At 62.4% G+C, this 17844-nt stretch carries 18 protein-coding genes; 4 read left to right on the top strand and 14 right to left on the bottom strand.

The genetic code is table 11. The features are described 5' to 3' along the window. Positions 1-62: 62 nt before the first annotated feature. Both secB and RA25_RS10275 read right to left on the bottom strand, forming a co-directional pair. Positions 63-551, bottom strand: coding sequence for a protein-export chaperone SecB (gene secB, locus RA25_RS10280; RefSeq protein WP_019295322.1), 489 nt, complete (start codon positions 549-551; stop codon positions 63-65). A 55-nt stretch (positions 552-606) separates the two neighbouring features. Next, on the bottom strand, positions 607-1107 hold the full coding sequence (locus tag RA25_RS10275) for an FxsA family protein (RefSeq protein ID WP_039172032.1): 501 nt from the start codon (positions 1105-1107) through the stop codon (positions 607-609). Between the two features lie 115 nt (positions 1108-1222). Here RA25_RS10275 and RA25_RS10270 point away from each other — a divergent pair, with 115 nt between their 5' ends. Genes RA25_RS10270 through RA25_RS10260 form a run of 3 tightly spaced genes read left to right on the top strand, consistent with a single transcriptional unit; the run spans position 1223 to position 3516 of the window. Next, entirely contained in the window at positions 1223-1879 is a 657-nt protein-coding gene (locus tag RA25_RS10270) for a Tim44/TimA family putative adaptor protein (RefSeq protein ID WP_019295324.1), read from the top strand. Next, complete coding sequence (gene mltA / locus RA25_RS10265) at positions 1876-2928, top strand: murein transglycosylase A (RefSeq protein ID WP_039172030.1); 1053 nt, start codon at positions 1876-1878, stop codon at positions 2926-2928. The genes RA25_RS10270 and mltA overlap by 4 nt, the downstream gene beginning before the upstream one ends. After that, the gene (locus RA25_RS10260) at positions 2929-3516 is read left to right on the top strand and encodes a Smr/MutS family protein (protein WP_019295326.1); all 588 of its coding nucleotides are present in this window, start codon (positions 2929-2931) and stop codon (positions 3514-3516) included. A gap of 6 nt (positions 3517-3522) precedes the next feature. On the opposite strand, the gene RA25_RS10255 is transcribed toward RA25_RS10260, so the two are convergent. The 4 genes from RA25_RS10255 to hslV all read right to left on the bottom strand — a co-directional run bounded on the left by RA25_RS10255 (position 3523) and on the right by hslV (position 7679). Then, a complete protein-coding gene (locus tag RA25_RS10255) occupies positions 3523-4638 on the bottom strand; it encodes an alpha/beta hydrolase (protein ID WP_039172027.1) in 1116 nt (371 codons plus the stop codon). 81 nt (positions 4639-4719) lie between these two features. Continuing rightward, positions 4720-6030 (bottom strand): ATP-dependent protease ATPase subunit HslU, encoded by a 1311-nt coding sequence (hslU, locus tag RA25_RS10250; protein ID WP_019295328.1) that lies wholly within the window; start codon positions 6028-6030, stop codon positions 4720-4722. A 13-nt stretch (positions 6031-6043) separates the two neighbouring features. Next, the gene (locus tag RA25_RS10245) at positions 6044-7114 is read right to left on the bottom strand and encodes a hypothetical protein (protein ID WP_039172024.1); all 1071 of its coding nucleotides are present in this window, start codon (positions 7112-7114) and stop codon (positions 6044-6046) included. 1 nt (position 7115) lies between these two features. Further along, complete coding sequence (hslV, locus tag RA25_RS10240; RefSeq protein WP_039172021.1) at positions 7116-7679, bottom strand: ATP-dependent protease subunit HslV; 564 nt, start codon at positions 7677-7679, stop codon at positions 7116-7118. Positions 7680-7900: 221 nt separating this feature from the next. Between hslV and RA25_RS10235 the strand changes: the two genes are divergently transcribed. After that, the gene (locus RA25_RS10235) at positions 7901-8092 is read left to right on the top strand and encodes a DUF1127 domain-containing protein (protein ID WP_019295331.1); all 192 of its coding nucleotides are present in this window, start codon (positions 7901-7903) and stop codon (positions 8090-8092) included. Between the two features lie 53 nt (positions 8093-8145). On the opposite strand, the gene RA25_RS10230 is transcribed toward RA25_RS10235, so the two are convergent. The 8 genes from RA25_RS10230 to tsaE all read right to left on the bottom strand — a co-directional run bounded on the left by RA25_RS10230 (position 8146) and on the right by tsaE (position 17832). Next, positions 8146-8517: a Lin0512 family protein gene (locus RA25_RS10230; RefSeq protein WP_039172019.1), complete on the bottom strand. Its 372-nt coding sequence runs from the start codon at positions 8515-8517 to the stop codon at positions 8146-8148. Then, entirely contained in the window at positions 8514-8861 is a 348-nt protein-coding gene (locus RA25_RS10225; RefSeq protein ID WP_039172016.1) for a Lin0512 family protein, read from the bottom strand. The genes RA25_RS10230 and RA25_RS10225 overlap by 4 nt, the downstream gene beginning before the upstream one ends. A gap of 151 nt (positions 8862-9012) precedes the next feature. Continuing rightward, positions 9013-9333 (bottom strand): thioredoxin, encoded by a 321-nt coding sequence (gene trxA / locus RA25_RS10220; RefSeq protein ID WP_019295334.1) that lies wholly within the window; start codon positions 9331-9333, stop codon positions 9013-9015. 62 nt (positions 9334-9395) lie between these two features. Continuing rightward, entirely contained in the window at positions 9396-12749 is a 3354-nt protein-coding gene (gene addA, locus RA25_RS10215; protein ID WP_039172013.1) for a double-strand break repair helicase AddA, read from the bottom strand. Continuing rightward, positions 12746-15679, bottom strand: coding sequence for a double-strand break repair protein AddB (gene addB, locus RA25_RS10210; protein ID WP_193747970.1), 2934 nt, complete (start codon positions 15677-15679; stop codon positions 12746-12748). Before addB ends, addA begins: the two co-directional genes overlap by 4 nt. Continuing rightward, on the bottom strand, positions 15669-16361 hold the full coding sequence (locus RA25_RS10205; RefSeq protein WP_241477389.1) for a nucleotidyltransferase family protein: 693 nt from the start codon (positions 16359-16361) through the stop codon (positions 15669-15671). Before RA25_RS10205 ends, addB begins: the two co-directional genes overlap by 11 nt. Beyond that, positions 16361-17359, bottom strand: coding sequence for an aminoglycoside phosphotransferase family protein (locus RA25_RS10200; RefSeq protein ID WP_039172011.1), 999 nt, complete (start codon positions 17357-17359; stop codon positions 16361-16363). The genes RA25_RS10205 and RA25_RS10200 overlap by 1 nt, the downstream gene beginning before the upstream one ends. Beyond that, positions 17356-17832 carry a tRNA (adenosine(37)-N6)-threonylcarbamoyltransferase complex ATPase subunit type 1 TsaE gene (gene tsaE / locus RA25_RS10195; protein ID WP_019295339.1) on the bottom strand — a complete coding sequence of 159 codons (477 nt, stop codon included), beginning with the start codon at positions 17830-17832 and terminating at the stop codon, positions 17356-17358. Before tsaE ends, RA25_RS10200 begins: the two co-directional genes overlap by 4 nt. Between the last annotated feature and the right edge of the window lie 12 nt (positions 17833-17844).

The raw sequence follows: 17844 nt of genomic DNA, 5'->3' as shown, positions 1-17844 counted from the left end.
GGCTGGAAACGAAAAAACGCCGCTGAGACCAGCGGCGTTTTCTGCTTCAGAGACCGAAGACTTTACTGTGTGGGTTCGGCTGCAGCCGCTTCTTGCTGGCGGCGCGCCAGTTCGTTGCGGTAGATCCCGACAAAGTCGATGTTGTCCAGGTTCAGCGGCGGGAAGCCGCCGTCGCGGGTCACATCGGACACGATGCGGCGCAGGAACGGGAAGGTCATGCGCGGGCATTCGATCAGCAGGAACGGGTGCAGCTGGTCTTCCGGCACGCCGACGATGTTGAAGACGCCGACATATTCCAGCTCAAGCACGAACAGGACGTTGCCGCCTTCCTTGTTCTTGGACTCGACGGTCAGCTTGGTGATCACCTCGTACTGGTTCTCAGTCGAACGCTTTTTCGCATCCAGGTTAACCTGCACGCTGACGTCGGGCTGAACCTCGCCGCCAGTGCCTTTTTGCGCCATCACGTTCTCGAACGACATGTCGCGGATGAACTGTGCCAGAACGTTCATCTGGACTTGCGGCTGCTGCTGGGCTTCGCCGTTTTCGGCCATCGGGATACTCCTGAAATATGCTTTGGACCGTGCTTAACAGCTTGGCCCGGACACCTCAACGGGGCCCGTCAACCCAGCCGGACGGGCTGCTTGGGCGCTGCCCGGGAGTCACATCTTCGTAGTCTCCGTCGATGATGTCATGCGGTTTTCCAGCGCTTCCCGGATAGTGGCGGCCCTGCATGCTGCCTGGTCCCATCTGGAATTGCGCCACGGTGATGCGAGCACGCAGATAGCGATAGACCGCCAGCCGGACCGGCGGCATCAAAAGCGCAAAGCCAACAGCATCAGTGAAGAAACCGGGGGTCAGCAGCAATGCACCAGCAACCAGGATCATGGCCCCATGGGCCAAAGGTTCAGCCGGATCGGACAATTGCTGAAAAGACGACCGCAGCTGTCCCATCGCCATGCGTCCCTGTGTTTTCACCAGCCAGGTGCCCAGTACTGCGGTTAGAACCACGATGGCCAGGGTCGGCCACAGGCCGATGGCGCCGCCGACCTGAATAAACAAAGCAATTTCAATGATGGGAACCATCAGAAAGGCCAGGAAGAGATACATGGGGGTTTCCTTGCGATCATACACCCGGGCGGTAGACTTGCCCCCGCCCGTCACCTACATAAGGTCTGACCGCTTTGGTTTCAAACAAAGCACGAACGCCTAGCATGAGGTATCCATGGAGTCGCCTGTGATTCAGCTTTTGGTTCTGGCCGGTATTGCCGTGTTTCTGATCCTGCGCTTGAAAAGCGTTCTGGGAACACGCGAAGGCTTTGAAAAGCCGCCGCTGCCGAAGTCCGAAACCAAGAGCCGCCGCCCGGATCTGGAAGTGATCGAAGGCGGCCCGGACCGCGACATCACCGATTATGTTGCTGAAGGCAGCCCGCAGGCTCAGGCCCTGGCTGCGATGAAACGGGCTGAACCCTCGTTCCAAGTGCAGGATTTCGTTCAGGGCGCCCGCGGTGCGTACGAGATGATCTTGATGGGATTCGAGCACGGCAATCTGGATGACATCCAGCCGTTCCTGGCGGAGGATGTTTTTGATAGCTTCGTGGAAGCCGTCGCGCACCGCGAGGACCAGGGGCTGAAGATCGAAGCCGAATTCATCGGAGTGCGTGAAACCACTCTGGCCGATGCGCAATTTGATGCGCAGTCTGGCCGGGCTGAGATTACAATGCGCTTCGTGGGGGAATTGACCTCCGTCGTGCGCGACCGCGGCGGCGATATTGTCGAGGGCGACCCCAAGGCGGTGAAACGCCAGAAAGACACTTGGGTCTTTGCTCGCAACATGGGCAGCGATGATCCCAACTGGCAGCTTGTTGCGACGGACGCATGATTGCGGCGCTTCGGGGGGCACTTGGGGCAGCTGCAATTGCAGGTGCCGCGATGACCGCCTCCGGGGCGCACTCCGAAACTGTGTCCAGCATTCTGGACTTTGCTCAGCTTGACGGCTGGGCACATGATGACCACGCAGCCGCGCTGGAGGTTTTTCTGGGAACCTGCCGGGACCTCAAGGATCCGGATTGGACCGCATTGTGCAAGGCGGCTCGCTCCCAGTCACCTGATGGCGCCCGTGCGTTTTTTGAGCTGTTTTTCCGTCCGGTTCTGATCGAGGACGGCAACCCTGCCCTGTTTACCGGATATTTTGAGCCGGAACTGACAGGGTCACGCTACCCCACGGGCCGGTTCCGCTATCCGGTCTACAAGATGCCCCCAGAGGCGCGTGCAACAGATCAGTGGCTGCCGCGCCGGGATATCCTGAGCAGTGACGTGATGCAGGGCCGCGGGCTGGAAATCGCCTGGGTCGATGATCCGGTAGAGCTGTTCTTTCTTCAGATTCAGGGATCAGGGCGCATCCGCCTGCCGGATGGCTCGACCATCCGCGTCGGATACGGAGGCGCCAACGGCCATCCGTACAAGTCGATCGGCAAGGAACTGGTGCGCCGCGGCGTCTACAATGCCCATCAGGTCAGCGCGCAGGTGATCAAGTCCTGGGTGCGGCGAAATCCGGCGGACGGCAAGGAGCTGCTGTTCCACAACCCGTCTTATGTGTTTTTCCGTGAGGTGCGTAAGGTCGCGGCTTCCAAGGGGCCGCTTGGCGCCATGAACCGCTCCGTCACCCCAATGCGGACTATTGCCGCCGATCCAGCCTATACACCTCTTGGTGCGCCGGTCTGGGTGGAAAAGGACGGGCATCTGCCGCTGCGGCGGCTGATGGTGGCGCAAGATACCGGTTCTGCTATCAAAGGTGCCCAGCGGGCTGACATTTTTGTCGGCACAGGGGATGCGGCGGGCGAAACCGCCGGCACGATGAAAGACCCGGGCCGGATGGTGGTTCTGCTGCCGATCCAGCGGGCCTATGCGATGCTGCCGGAAGACATCTAAATGACACGGCGCAAACTGACAGGAGATGAGATCGACCTTTGGCACAAGGTCGTGAAGCACACAGAGCGGTTGCACCCGGGTACCCACTCCACGCCGCCAGCAGCGCCGATGCCGAAACCCAAACCGGTCAAGCAACCGGAACCGCGCCTGGCGCCGTTCAAGGTTGGCAGCAATGCCAAACCCAAGCCGGTGAAACATGATCTGAAGCCGTCGATTGCCCGTAGCCTGGCCAGTGATCCGCTGCAGATGGACGAAAAGGCCTTCCGCCGGATGAAACGCGGCAAGATCAGGCCGGAAGGCAAGCTGGACCTGCATGGCATGCGGATCGACACCGCGCACCCTGCCCTGACGCGCTTTATCCTTTCGGCTCAGGCATCGGGCAAGCGGCTGGTGCTGGTGGTAACCGGCAAGGGAAAGGACCGGGACGAGCCGGGCCCGATGCCGGTGCCGCGCGGGGTGCTGCGCCACAAGGTGCCGCAATGGCTTGCCCTGCCGCCGTTGTCGCAGGCGGTTCTGCAGGTCACGCCGGCTCACATCAGCCATGGCGGAGAAGGTGCATATTACGTCTATCTCCGGCGGGGCCGCTGACGGCTGTCACCGGTTATTGGATGGGGGGCCTTCCAGCGCGATTTCTATGGCACTGTCCCGGATAACGATCTGGCCCGGTAAAATCCTGCGCAGACGGTCCTGATCACGTTCGAATGTCTGCGCCGTTTGCCGGGCGCCTTTCAGCAGCGCCAGCAGCGCCGGTGAGCTGGCAGCAACAAAATGCTGCGATTCCGCTTCGTCGGCAAAGGCCGTCGTATCAATGACTTCTACCGGAAGGTCGCTGATTTCCTCAATATTGTTGAGATTGCCCAGCCTTGCCCGCCCGTTCAATCCGCGCAGCCGTTGCGACAGGGTCAGGATATTGTCCTTTTGCGAAACGAAGATGGCAAACGGCTGCGGGACTTCGGCAAAGCGCTGCATCTGCGACTTGAACACATCAACGTCCAGGTCCGGAGACATCAGCACCACGCCGCCCAGGTTGCGGGCGGTCCATCCCGGTGTCTTGATTTCGATCTGGCGCAGCGCCTCCATGGTCAGCAGCCCGCCCATGGAATGCGCCACCACCACAACCCGGCCGGTGCCTGGCGAACGCAGCTTGCGCAGCAGCATTTCCAGTCCATCGCGGGCAAACAGGACGCTATCGGCATCATATGCATAGCCAAGCGCCTTGCCCTTGCTGGGCCAGGAATAAATGACCGTTGCCCCGGGGACGTTGATGTCATGGGTCAGTTGCGCCGCGCGGAACGCGGTTTCGGCCTGGGTGGAATTGAAGCCGTGCACAAATACAGTGACGTCCCTCTCCTGCGGCGGGAACTTGGCCAGTTCCTGGTTCAGGCGTGAAGAAAAGGCAGCTTCGCTCTCGAATTTCCGGCGTCCGGCCATGGTGAACTCAGTGGCTGGATCTGGATCCTGGTATCCGAATTCCAAGGATCCAGGCTGCCGGTTGGGCGGAATTGACACAGTAAGCTCAAGCAGGCTGAATCCTTCCGTCCGGTCAGAACCAAAGGTCCCATCCGGCAGGGGATCGCGGTTGGTCGCTGCAAAAATGGTCTTGGCAGTACCCAGCTGCAAAGCTCCAGGAACTGTGGGCGAGTAGGACCTGTCCGTGCAGCCTACGAGGACGGTCACGAACAATACGCAAACTGCGCGCAGAACCTGCATGATATTTGCCCCCGAATTCAAATAGCGGCAGGCTATCTGACCTGCCGCCATTGTCCAGTGGCTCAGCGCGGCTTGGGCAGTTTACAGCACGTAACGGCTAACATCCGCAGAGCGGCCAAGCTCACCCAGGTTCTTTTTCACAAAAGCCGCGTCTACCGTGACCGCCTCGCCCGAACGGTCAGGCGCTGTGAAGGAAAGTTCTTCGAACACGCGTTCCATTACGGTGTAAAGCCGCCGCGCGCCGATGTTTTCGACAGTCTGGTTCACCTCAGCCGCGATTTTGGCCAGCGCGGCAATCCCGTCTTCCGTGAAGGTCACTTCAACTTCCTCGGTGCCCATCAGCGCGGTGTACTGCCGTGTCAGCGCATTGTCGGTCTCCGTGAGGATGCGGACAAAGTCCTTTTCGGTCAGCGCCCGCAGGTTGACCCGGATCGGCAGGCGGCCCTGCAGTTCTGGCAGCAGATCCGACGGCTTGGCGATATGGAACGCGCCGGAGGCGATGAACAGGATATGGTCGGTCTTCACAGGCCCGTGTTTGGTGCTGACGGTGGTGCCTTCGATAAGCGGCAGCAGGTCGCGCTGCACGCCTTCCCGGCTGACGTCGCCGCCGCGGGTTTCCTGACGGGCGCAGACCTTGTCGATCTCATCCAGAAAGACGATGCCGTTCTGCTCCACCGACTCCAGCGCGGTGCGGGTGACGGTTTCGTCATCCAGCAGCTTGTCAGCTTCCTCGCTGATCAGCACCTCATAGCTTTCGGCAACGGTCATCTTCTTGCGCGTGGTGCGCCCGCCCATCGCCTTGCCGAACAGGTCGCCCAGGTTCAGCATTCCCATGTTGCCGCCACCGGGCTGGCCGGGGATTTCGAACATGCCCATCGGATTGGAGGTGTCGGCCACATCCAGTTCGATCACCGTGTCGTCCAGCTCCCCCGCCTTCAGTTTTTTGCGGAACATCTCGCGGGTGGCCTCACGGGCATCGCTGCCGGCGATGGCTTCCACAACCCGGTCCTCTGCGGCCTTATGGGCGTTGGCCTTCACGTCTTCGCGCATGTACTCGCGGGTCTGGGCAATGGCGCTGTCCACCAGATCGCGGATGATCTGTTCCACATCCCGGCCGACATAGCCGACCTCGGTGAACTTGGTGGCCTCAACCTTGATGAAAGGCGCGCGCGCGAGCTTCGCCAGACGGCGGGAAATCTCGGTTTTGCCGACGCCGGTGGGGCCGATCATCAGGATGTTCTTGGGGTACACTTCATCGCGCAGATCGTCGGCCAGCTGCTTGCGCCGCCAGCGGCTGCGCAGTGCCACGGCGACGGCGCGCTTGGCTTCCTTCTGGCCGATGATGAAGCGGTCCAGTTCCGAGACGATTTCGCGGGGGGTCAGATCAGTCATGGGTCTTTCCGTTTCAGTGTGAGGGCGGCAGCCGGTCAAGTGGCAGCACACCGGACAAGGGGGTAAGCAGGACCGCTCGGATGCGGCTCCAGAAGGCGCCGAGGGCAACCAGAAACACACCAAGCGCCAGTATGGTGATGGCGGTGCCTTCGCCGCTGAACACGGTGTCGGCCAGGGTGACGCTGTAGCCGATGGCGGCAATCAGGAAGGACCGGCGGTCGATGATGATTGCGATGAGGGCAAACAGCACAAGGACGGCAAATAAGAGAAAATTTGAACTGGAGGTGCCACTGTCCAGAAGGCTGAGAGCAATGGTGTTGACCAGGGCCGGTGCGGCAACGACATGCAGCCAGAACCCCTGCGCGGACCGCCGCGTCACCCGGTGCGGGTCGCTGAGATCGAAAATCATCGCAACCGCAAAAACGCAACACCCGACGGCCAGAGTGATCCAGGCAAAGGGGCCACTGGCTGACAGCAGGAACAGATCGCTTATTCCTGCTGGGGTGCCGGCCCGTATGGCGCCCGACAGAAGTGCAACCGCAAAGACCCCCAAAGCAATCAATGCCATGGCAAAGGGGACCCGGAAGCGCACCCAGAACACCGCGATTGTAGCGGTTGCGGCTGCAACAGGCAGCGGCAGGCTGGAGAAGTCGTTCTGCGCAATCATGAAAGGTTGCGAGAAATATGCTGTAAACCCGGTGCCTGCATTGCCGGCCCACAGCAGCGACAGGGCGATGGCAGGTGCAACCATGCGGCGGCGGCGGATGAAGTATTCAGCCAGCAGCCAAAGAACCGCGGCCCCTGCGATGGCGGAATAGACCGCCTTCTGCTGATAGCCGCCCAGCGAGCCTGCCAGATCGACGGCTGTAAAAGCCATCCAGCCGGAGGCCAGGATCAACAGGCCGATGACGATGAATATCTCGTTGAACCCTTTAAACAGTTCAAAGGGTTCATCGCCCGGAGCCAGGTTTTCCCTGGCGCCCCGGCGGCTGTCGGCCAATGCCAGCAGCGAGGCCGCCTGAGCTTCGCTTAGCAGGCCTGAGCCAACGGCGGCGCGCAGATCGTCCTGGTTGACCCTGCCCACCTCAGCCTTCCCGTCCAATGGTTTCGACGGTCAGATTTCCATTGGTGTAGACGCAGATATCGGCGGCAATGGCCATGGCGTCGCGGGCCACGGATTCCGCGGATTTATCGCTGTCCATCATGCCGCGGGCTGCAGCCAGGGCAAAATTGCCGCCGGATCCGATGGCCGCCACATCATGTTCGGGCTCCAGCACATCGCCGGCGCCGGTGATCACAAACATATCGGTGCCGTCAGTGACGATCAGCATCGCTTCCAGCTTCTGCAGGTATTTGTCGGTGCGCCAGTCCTTGGCCAGTTCCACACTGGCGCGGGCCAGCTGGCCCGGGGTTGCTTCCAGCTTGGCTTCAAGACGCTCCAGCAGGGTGAAAGCATCGGCGGTCGAGCCGGCAAAGCCTGCCACCACATCAAAACCGCCGGGCGACAGGCGCCGCACCTTGCGGGCGGTGCCCTTGATCACTGTCTGCCCCAGCGACACCTGGCCGTCGCCGGCGATGACCACCTGACCGTCCTTCTTGACGCCGATGATGGTGGTGCCGTGCCAGCCGGGGAATTGATCGTCTGCCATAAATGCCTCCGTTAAGTTGCCCCCTATATGGAACCATCCCCCCGCCGGCACAAGAGAGCGGGCCGGATCACAGGCTTTGCAAGGACTGCAAGGGGTTTCGCCGCTATGCAGAAAGCGCAAGGCGGGGCTGTCGAACCGGCAATTGCGGGACTCAGCTACGCATCCTACATGGGGCTCACAACCGGCACAGGGTCGGCTGTTTCTTAGAAGGATATGCGCAAATGACGACCGCAAACATTCATGCGCCGCTCGGAGCAGTCACCGTTCTCCGCGTGGTCGACGCTATGACCAATGTGAAAACCTCCATCGTGGAGTGGTATGAAGCCCGCGAGACCCGCAAGGCTCTGGCCCGGCTGACCGACGCACAGCTGGACGACATCGGCATGAGCCGCGCCGACATCGCCAAGATCTGAGACTAAATTGGTCGAAGACATTGAATGAGCCGCCCAGAAACGGGCGGCTTTGTTCATTTCGGGGCTGTGATTTTGTATTTCCCGGCCTGATCCGGCAGCCAGGCCTCGATTGCAGCGGTGGCCACTACATGGCGGCTGCCGGCTTCTGCATCCTCCACATCCAGCCCGCCGTTGACCGCCCGCACACTGGCCCTGCCCCGCGGCAAGTCCTGCGCTACCAGATCGCAATCCACCGCCTCCGGCCGCTGCACCCCGATGGTCACGTCAACACGCATTTCGCTGTGATCGATGCCAAGCTTGGAAAACAGGGTGATCGACGAATGATGCAGTGCGTCCTGCACCGCGCGCCGCGCCGCCTTGGTGTAATCCTGGCCGTAAAGGTCGTTGCCGGTGCCCATTTCCAGGATGATGCGTTTCTCGCTCATTCCACCGTCTCCATGTCAAAGGAAACCACCACAGCCGCATTGGCTATCACCGTCTGCCCGCCACGTGGTTTTTCGATGTCGAGCCCGCCTTCCACAACCCGGATGCTGGGCTGGCCGTAGGGAAAAATCTCCAGCAGTGCGTCCCTGTCTACCGCTTCTGGTTTCTGCACACCGATCTCCGCGTCGATAATCATGTCTTCCTTACGGAAATCAAACAGTTCCGCCATGTTGACGGAGTTGTGCCACAGCGCGTCCTTGATCGCCCGGCGAGCGGCTTCAGTATAGTCCTCGCGCCTCAGCGACGTGCCCATGCCGAATTCCACCAGTACCCGTGTCTTGGCCATTTTGCCTCCTTTACCTGTCTCAAGGCGAACCGTCGCAGGGTATCAGCTCAAAGGACAGTGCCAGTTTGCCGCCAGCCGGTACGCCAGCGCTCAAAACAAAAAAGGGCCGTCCCCGTGGGGACAGCCCTAGGAAATCCGGTTTGGATCCGGCTCAGATCGACTCTTCGATCCAGCTCTGCAGCGCGGCCTTGGGGGCGGCGCCGGCACGGTTGGAGATCACCTGGCCGTCCTTGAAGATGAACAACGCCGGAATGCCGCGCACGCCCATGGCGGCTGCGGAGTTCGGGTTGCTGTCAACGTCGACCTTGGCGATTTTCACCTTGCCGCCGAATTCCGCGGCCAGCTCTTCCAGAGCCGGGCCAATCTGTTTGCAGGGACCGCACCACTCGGCCCAGAAATCCACCACAACGGGGATATCGGAGTTCTTGACTTCGGCGTCAAAGGTGGCGTCGGTGACGGCTACGGTGGACATATGCATGTCTCCATGAGTGTGTGGCAACTGGAGTTGGAACCTATGTACGGCTTAACGGATCGTCAAGGTTCCAGACGCCGCATCAGCGCCGCTGTCACAAGTTCGTGCGGCAGCGGCATCAGCGTGGCCGTTCGGGTCCAAAGAAGCGCGGTTTCGATAGTGCGGCCCGGGTAAATCTGTGCCAGCGCATGGGCATAGGCACCCATCTGGCGCAGCAAACCTTCGGGGCATTGTTCCGGCACTTCCGGTACGGTGGCATTGGATTTGAAGTCCACCGCCAGAACCCTGTCAGGTGTGACGATCAGGCGGTCTATGATGCCATGCAGACGGCCTCCGTTCAGGTCGGCGGTGATGGGCACTTCGGCCAGGGTTTCAGGGGCGAAAATATGGGACAAGCCGGCGTTTTTCAGAACGCCGGACGCCTCGGCGAGCAGCTCTGCAATATCCTCGGCTTCCTGCAGAAGGTTGCCGGCAAGCTGCGGCCAGTGGTCTTCAGGCCGGCCCGGCAGGTGCTCCAGCAGCAGGTGCAGCCGGCTGCCGCGAGCCTTGGCGGCTTCCTCATCCAGGCCCAGGTCACCTGGCAAGGCCTTCGCCCCGCCCAGGTCAGAGGGGCTGAGCGCCGGCGCCGGCGCCTCATAGGCTCCGGCCGCGCGGGAAAAAACCTCCGGCAAGCTGTATTTCAGGACTTCCCCCACCGGCTTTTCAATCCGTGGCAGCCCGTCCCAATCCCCGTGCTGCAGGCGTAATCCTGCCCCGCCGGGACAGTCGAACTCCACTGCGCCACCCTCGCGCAAGGCGCCCTCTGTCATGCGGTACCAGCTGTCGCCTTGTTCGCCCGCGTCGCCCGCGGCAGCGACAATCAGCCACTTTTCCGCCCGGGTCAGAGCCACATAGAGCAGCCGCAGGCGTTCATTCTGCAGCTTTTCCTGGGCAGCTTCACGGGCCGCCAGCATAGCAGCAGGCATCTGGTCCTTGGGCAGCTTCCAGACAGGTGTGCCTTCGGCCAGCATGATCTCCGCGTCCCGCGGGGCCTGGCGTTTGGCGGTGTCCGGCAGGATCACGATCGGCGCCTCCAGACCTTTGGATCCATGCACCGACATCACCCGGATCATATTGCCGGCCGCGCCCATCTGGCGTTTGATCTCCAGATCATCGGTCTGCATCCAGACCAGAAACCCGGTGAGGCTGGGCACATCGGTGCGCTCATACGCCAGAGCCTGCGACAGCAGCGCGTTGATGCCGTCTTCCGCTTCCGGCCCCAGCCTGCCCAGCAGTTTCTGGCGGCCGCCGTGGCGGGTCAGGATACGCTCAATCAGATCAAAGGGCCGCAGGAAATCCGCATTGGCGCGCAGGTCATCCAGCACCGCCATGGTCTCCGGGAACTCCTGTGCCCGCTCCCGCAGCGCGGGCCACAGGTACATCGCCTCCCGCCGGTGCGCGAGATCAAACAACGCCTGCTCGGTCCAGCCGAACAGCGGCGATTTCAACGCTTCCGCCAAGGACAATGAGTCTTCCGGCAGCGCCAGGAACCGCAGCAGCGCGGCAATGTCCTTGACCGCCAGCTCCGCACCGACCTTCAGCCGGTCAGCGCCGGCGATAGGCAGTTCAGCCTTCTTGCAGGCGCGGATGATTTCCGAGAACAGATCGGAGCGGCGCTGCACCAGGATCAGGAAATCGCCGGCCTGCACCGGACGGCGCTGAAAGGTGCCGCGTTCGGGCCCATCCTCCGGAATGGTGACGCCGGTTTCAATCATCTGCTTGATCGACCCGGCAATCCGTTCTGCCAGAATCACCGTGTGATGGCGGCTGCTGGGGCGGTCGACGGGGCTGGTCCAATCGGGATCCTCGTCATCCTCCACCTTTTCTACCACCGGCCACAGGTCCACCCGGCCTGGCAGGTCCGACTTGAAGGCCCTATGCAGCGCGTCCTTGCGGAAACCGGCGCGCGGGCTGTCCTTGAACACCAGATCGACCAGCTTCAGGATTGCCGCAGAGGAACGGAAGGAGAAATCGAGCGAGGCATCCTGCAGCCCTGCTCCGGTTTCCGCCAGCCGGTTGCCGAACTCCTGCTGCATCCGGTCAAACGCATCCGGGTCAGCGCCCTGGAACGAATAGATCGACTGCTTCTTGTCACCGACCACAAAGATGGTGCGCTCCACGTCCGAGCGCGCGCCCTCGCCGGCAGTGAATTCCTGCGCGAGTTTTTCGATCACGTCCCATTGCACCGGGCTGGTGTCCTGTGCCTCGTCCACCAGAATGTGGTCGATGCCGCCGTCCAGCCGGTACAGCACCCAGGCAGCCACGCCGGGATCGTTCAGCAGTTGCCGGGCTTTCAGGATAAGGTCGTCAAAGTCGAGCCAGCCGCGCAGTTGCTTGCGCCGTTCATATTCCGGCAGGAAGGCGGCTGCGAAGCGGTGCAGGTCGTGGCTCTTGCGCGCGGCAGTCAGCGCCAGACGTTTGGCGCGCGCGTCCTCAACCCGCAGCATCAGCGGTTCCAGCTGGTCCATCAGCGACAGGTGGGATTCGCGCAGTTTCTTGGTTGGGAACTTGTCTATTTTGGCGGTGAAAGGCTCCTTGGCGCCGGCGCCGGTCAGGAACACGCTTTCGAGCGCGCCAAGATCGGCGATTGCCGGTTTAGTAATCCCCGCCAGTTTCTCCGCTGCTTTCTGGTCGGTTGACCCGCCCTGTCCCAGCATCTCCCGGGTACGCTGCAGCAGCTCTTCCTCGCCGCCCAGAAACACCAGCGATTCAAGCGCTGTTTCATCGAAACCTTTGGGAAGGCCAAACAGGTCCAGCAGCCCGTCCCAGTCCAGCGTCTCTCCGAAGTCGGCCCGGCGATTGCAAATTGAGGAAGTGAGTGTTTCGAAGTCGCTGTCGCTCACATGCCGCGCGAGGGCATCGACCAGCGGGGCATCAGCGCCTTGCGCAAAATCCTCCATGATCTCCGCCCGCAAAAGCTGGCCCGCACGGTCGTCCATTTCGGAAAACTGCGGGCTGACGCCGGCCTCCAGCGGGAAGCGGCGCAGCAGAGACGAACAGAAGGAGTGGATGGTCTGGATCTTCAGCCCGCCCGGCGTCTCAATCGCGCGGGCAAACAGGGTGCGCGCCTTGGCCAGATCCTCAGCCGCAGTGTTGACCTCTCCCAATTCGGTCAGCGCTGCGATCAGCGCCGGATCTTCCAGCATCGCCCATTCGCCCAACCGCTTGAACAGCCGGTTCTGCATCTCGCTGGCGGCGGCCTTGGTATAGGTGAGGCACAGGATGTGCTGCGGCTGCACGCCCTTCAGCAGCAGCCGGGCCACCCGGTCGGTCAGCACCTTGGTCTTGCCGGAGCCGGCATTTGCCGCCAGCCAGGTGGAGGCATCGGGCCGGGCGGCGCGGAACTGCGCCTCAGAGGCGGCGTCGCGGATGGTCATGCCAGATCCTCCGGTTGCGGTTCGGCGCTGCGGTCCCATTCGCCGTAGCGCGCCAGGTGGTCGTAGTCGCCGGCGATGTCATCCCGATACACCATGCGGCGGCTCGAGTAGCCCTGTTCAGGCTCGAAATAGGCCCCGATAAGGGTACGCAGCTCATCCCAGACCTTGGCGGGCGGCTCGTCCTTGAGCGGTGCGCGCACTTCTTTCATGCTGGAGCCAAGGCCAATGAACAGGGCGCGGGCAACCTCCGCCGGGCCAAGATCGTCAAAGGCGCCTTCCTCAGCCATGGCGGCCTCGATCAGCAGCTGCTTTTCAAACTTCTTCTGCTGGGACTCGCTGGGCGGCGCGCCGGTCTTGTAGTCATACAGATGCAGGAAACCGCGCTCATCCATGTCGATCCGGTCGGCGCGGCAGGCGATGGTGAAATCCAGCGGATCCAGCCGGGCGCTGCCCTTGGCTTCAAAGGCAACAGGTTTGGCGCGGGCCTGGCGTTCCTGTTCTGCCAGCACAAAGTCGCCGGCAATCTTGCGGATGCGGCTGTGCCACAGGATACGGGCAACGGGCCAAGGCACATGGGCATCCAGCAGCTCCCGGGTCTTTTCGATCAGCTGGCTGGCAGTCAGCAGGCTTGGATCCGCCTGGGCTTCCTTGATGAAATGCTCAAATACCTCATGCACCACAATCCCGCGCAGCAGGGCGTCGGGTTCCTGCACCAGCGGGTTCAGCGGCTTCAGCCGCAGCACATGTTTGGCGTAAATCGCATAAGGGTCGCGGATCAGCCGCGGAATTTCCGTAATGGTCAGGCGCCGCGGGCGGGCCGCAACCGGCGGACGCGGCGAGGGACGCGGCATCTGCGGAATGGGCGTAGGCTCCTCCAGCGCGTCTGCCCAGCCCAGCCATTGCCGGCCTTTGGCTCGCATCGCGTCCAGCGCATCCCGGCCGCCCTGGTCCGGCAGGCCGGACAGCAGGTTGGACAGGCGGTTCAGCCAGCGTGACGGTACGGTGTCGGCTTCCTCTGACCGTTCGGCGCGGGTCAGCCAGACCTCAGTTGCGGCAATTGCCTGCTGGAAGTCATGCGCCGACAGGCCGATGCGGCGTTCGGGCAGCAACAGACCTGCCTGATTGCGCAACTGGCGGTTCAGCCAGGGATCGGGACTGGCGGCCTCAGGCCAGCTGCCTTCGTTCAGGCCGCCCAGAATGACCAGATCGGCGCCCTGCACACGCGCCTCCAGCGTGCCCCAGATCATGATAGAGCCATATGGCGCATCGCGGTCGCGCACTTCACCCTGGCTCAGCAGCGCGCCCAGCAGGTCGGCAAAATCGCGGGCGGTCATCTCGCCGCCATAGGGGGCCTCACTCTCCAGATTTTCGATACAGGCGAGGGCGGCTTGGCCCGCCTTCTTGTCCCACAGCGTGCCGGCGCCGTCCGTTTGGCTGCCGGCAGCGATACGCTCGGCCAGATCGCGCAGCCGTTCGACCCAATCGGTCAGGGGCAGGGTGCCGGCGATCTCCTGATCCGCGAAACAGGCGCTCAACCAGCCGGTCCAGCCCTGTGTCAGCTGACGGCCCTTTTCAAAGCTGGCAAAGGCCGCGGCATCGGGGAAGGGCGGTCCGTTGCGGCGCAGCGACAGTTCCAATTCGCGGGTCTGGCGCAGGTGATTGCCGCGGTCCGCACCGTCATGGGTCAGCGGGTGCTTCAGCAGCGTCAGCAGGCTGTCACAGGCCAGCGGCTTGCAGAACAGCCCTGCCACATGGCGCAGAAACCGGCCTGGTGGCGACAGCTGCAGCGGCAGGCCGGCGGAATCATCCGGCAGGATGTTCCAGCGGTCCAGCGCGGCGGAAACCTGGCGTGTCAGCATCCGGTCAGGCGTGATCAGCGCAGCGGTCTGGCCGTCCTCTGCCGCCTGACGCAAGCGCAGCGCAATCGCCAGCGCCTCAGCACGGGGGCTGGGAGCCTCAACCAGGGTGACGTTTTCGGTGGCCTTGTCCAATCCGGTCAGCTTGGGGCCTTCGCTCATCCAGGCGTCGGTCACCGGGGCCGGGCGCAAGGCCAGCGAGACCAGCCGGTTCCGTTCGGGAGAGACCGGCCGCGTATCGGTCCAAGGCTGCACGTCGCCCGGGGCCAGTTCCAGGTCCTTCATCAGCTTGTGAAACCTGTACTGCGGGTGATCTTCCGAGATCATCGGGTCATCCAGCCCGCCCCAGACATGATCCGGCTGGTCGAAATCGAAACCGGGCAGCACCACGGCGCCCTGCGGCAGGCGGGCAATGGCCTGCATCAGCATCAAGGTGGTGCCGCGCGACCCGGTGGAGCCGGCCAGAATGACCGGGTGGGCAGGCGGGTTTTCCTGCCATTCCTCAATCAGGTTCAGCACCACCTGCCGCTGCCGCGCCTGTGCGTCCATCGCGCCCTCATGCAGGCCGGTGAATTCATCCGCGATGCCGATGAAGGCCTGCGCCCGTGCCCAGTGGCCGGACATGTCCGAAACGTCCAGTTCCCGGATGGCATCCGTGCTGACACCTTCGCCCTGCATCTCGTCAATCAGCGCCGCGAGGCTGTCAGAGAGATCATAAAGTGACGCGCGGGAGGCAAGGTCGGGCTGTGCATCCAGCAGCTTGGTAATCAGCTGCGACAGCTCCAGCCGGCGCCGCAGCGGGGGCAGGGCGGGCGGCAACCCGTCCAATGCAGCCCGCTGCGCCAGGTCGGTCAGCATCAGCATGCGCGGCAGCAGCATCGCGGGGCCGTCGTCAAACAGGCTGCGGATACGCCGCGCCATGCGGGAGGTGTTGACGATCAGCTCTGCCCTGGCCAGTGCTTCCGGCGGCAGCTTCCGGGCGCGCTCACGCAGTCCCTCGACCAGCGCCTGCGGGAAATCCACGCCGCAGGGCACGGCAAAGACGCGCGGTTTGGCGGACGGTTCAAACATCATCTGCGGCAATCAGGTCCTCGGCCAGCTTGATCCCTTCGGGATGGCCCACATCGCACCAGCGGCCAGGATATTCCAGTGCAAACAGCCGTCCGGCTGCAGCCATCCGGTTCCACAGGACATTAAGCGAGAACACCTGCTCCTCAACGTCCTGCAGCCCTTGTGTTTTCAGGATCTGCACCCCGCCATAGACCAGATTTCCGCCGCGGCTGATACGGCCCTCGGCATCGGCTGAAAAGTCGCCCTGGCCACTGCGGCCGATGGCATTCGCAAGCGGCACACAGACCAAAAGCGCATCCATCCGGTCCGGGTCCCAGGCCTTTTGCGCCAATTGCAGCGGGTTCGGGCCTTTCCAGATGGCATCCGTGTTCATGGTGAAAACCGGGCCGCTGCCCAGCAGAGGCAGGGCATGGCGCAACCCGCCGCCGGTATCGAGAATTTCAGGTGCTTCATGGCTGATCAGCACGCTTTCAGGCTCTAAAAAGGCTTTCAGAGGCTCAGGTTTGTAATGCACATTGGCCGCAATCCGGACAGGCTGAACTGCCTTGGCCAAGTCCAGAGCATGAGCAATCAGCGGCCGGCCGGCCACTTGGATCATTGGTTTCGGCTTGTCGCGGGTCAGCTCCCGCATCCGAGTGCCGAACCCAGCGGCAAACAGCATGACAGCTTCGGGGCAACGCTGCATCAGGGCCTCAGCTTTTCGAGATTTTCGGGCGTCGGAGCGGGCAGGCTGTCTCGCAGCAGGTTTGCCACAGGTGCCAGTGCGGAGTGCTCCAGGCCGCGGATGAGGTGGTCCCAGACCCGCGGAATCAGGTCCACGTAATGCGGCTTTCCGTAGTCGTGGCAGAGCCGCGCAAAAACACCCAGAATCCGCAGGTTCCGCTGCACGCCCAGCACCGTATAGGCGGTACGGAAGCCTGAATCATCCATCCCGGCACCGTCTATGTAACGGTTCACCATCTGCATTTCGATACCGGCGGGCACGTCGCGTCGGGCGTCCTGCAGGAGCGACACAAGATCATAGGCCGGGTGGCCCGCGCGTGCGTCCTGAAAATCCAGCAGGCCGACACGGGCGACACCATCCCGGTCCGGCAGCCACAGCAGGTTTTCGGCGTGGTAGTCGCGCTGCACCAGGACCGGATCGCCCTTGACTGTTTCGCGCAGGATGTCCTCGAACTGGTTTTCGAACCGGGCCTGCAGATCCGCGTCGCCTTCACCAAGAATGCCGGCGCGGTATTTCGAAAATGCCAGCCCGGCCATTTCCGCCATCAGCCGCGGCCCGTAGGACTCCAATTCCGGCATCGGCGCCTGATGAAGGGCAACCAGCGCGTCGGTCGCAGCTTCATAAAGCTCTCTTTCCAGCACCGGCTCGCGTTCGATGATGCGGGCATAAAGATCGTCGCCCAGATCCTCCAATAGCAGAAACCCGTTTTCGGGATCCTGCGCCAGAATTTCAGGAGCGCTGAGGCCCTGGGCACGCAGGTAGTCTGCAATGCGGACAAAAGGCCGGATGTCCTCGCCTTTTTCCGGCGGCGCGTCCATCAGCACAACAGTCTGGCCTTCAGCGCTAGTCAGCCGCTCATAACGCCGGTTGGAGGCATCGCCGGCAAGCGGGCCGCGCTGCCAGTTGGCATAGGGTGTTTGCGAAAGAAAACTCTCGCACAGGGAATTACGGTCGCTCATGCGCAAATGCGCTCCATAAGGGGCTGCCACTTTGCGTCACTCCAGCGGAGCGTCAGGTGGCGGCGGTCTTCGTGTTCGGCATCCAGGGCCAGCGTCAGATGCAAGGCGTGCGGCGGAGTCAGTTCCTGCAGCCGGTCAGGCCACTCAACCAGGCAGATCGCACTGTCAAAGGCTTCGGTCAGGCCCAGTTCCTCCAGTTCGTCCAAAGAGGACAAACGGTAAAGGTCGGTGTGCCACAACTCGCCGGCGGGCACGTCATAAGTCTGCACCAATGTAAAAGTGGGCGAGGGCACATCCTCGGGAACGTCCATCAGCGACTGTATCAGATGGCGGGCAAAATGGGTCTTTCCGGCGCCGATAACACCCTCCAGCAACAGGCAATCGCCGGGGCGCAGTGCTCCGGCGATCTTGGCGGCCAGCTGGGCCGTTTCATCAGGTGAATTCAGCGTGCAGGACGCAGTTTCAAATGTCATGGCGCTAGAATG

The sequence above is a fragment of the Leisingera sp. ANG-S5 genome, assembly GCF_000813925.1.
Taxonomy (GTDB): Bacteria; Pseudomonadota; Alphaproteobacteria; order Rhodobacterales; family Rhodobacteraceae; genus Leisingera.
This window is presented reverse-complemented; position numbering and strand designations above follow the sequence as displayed.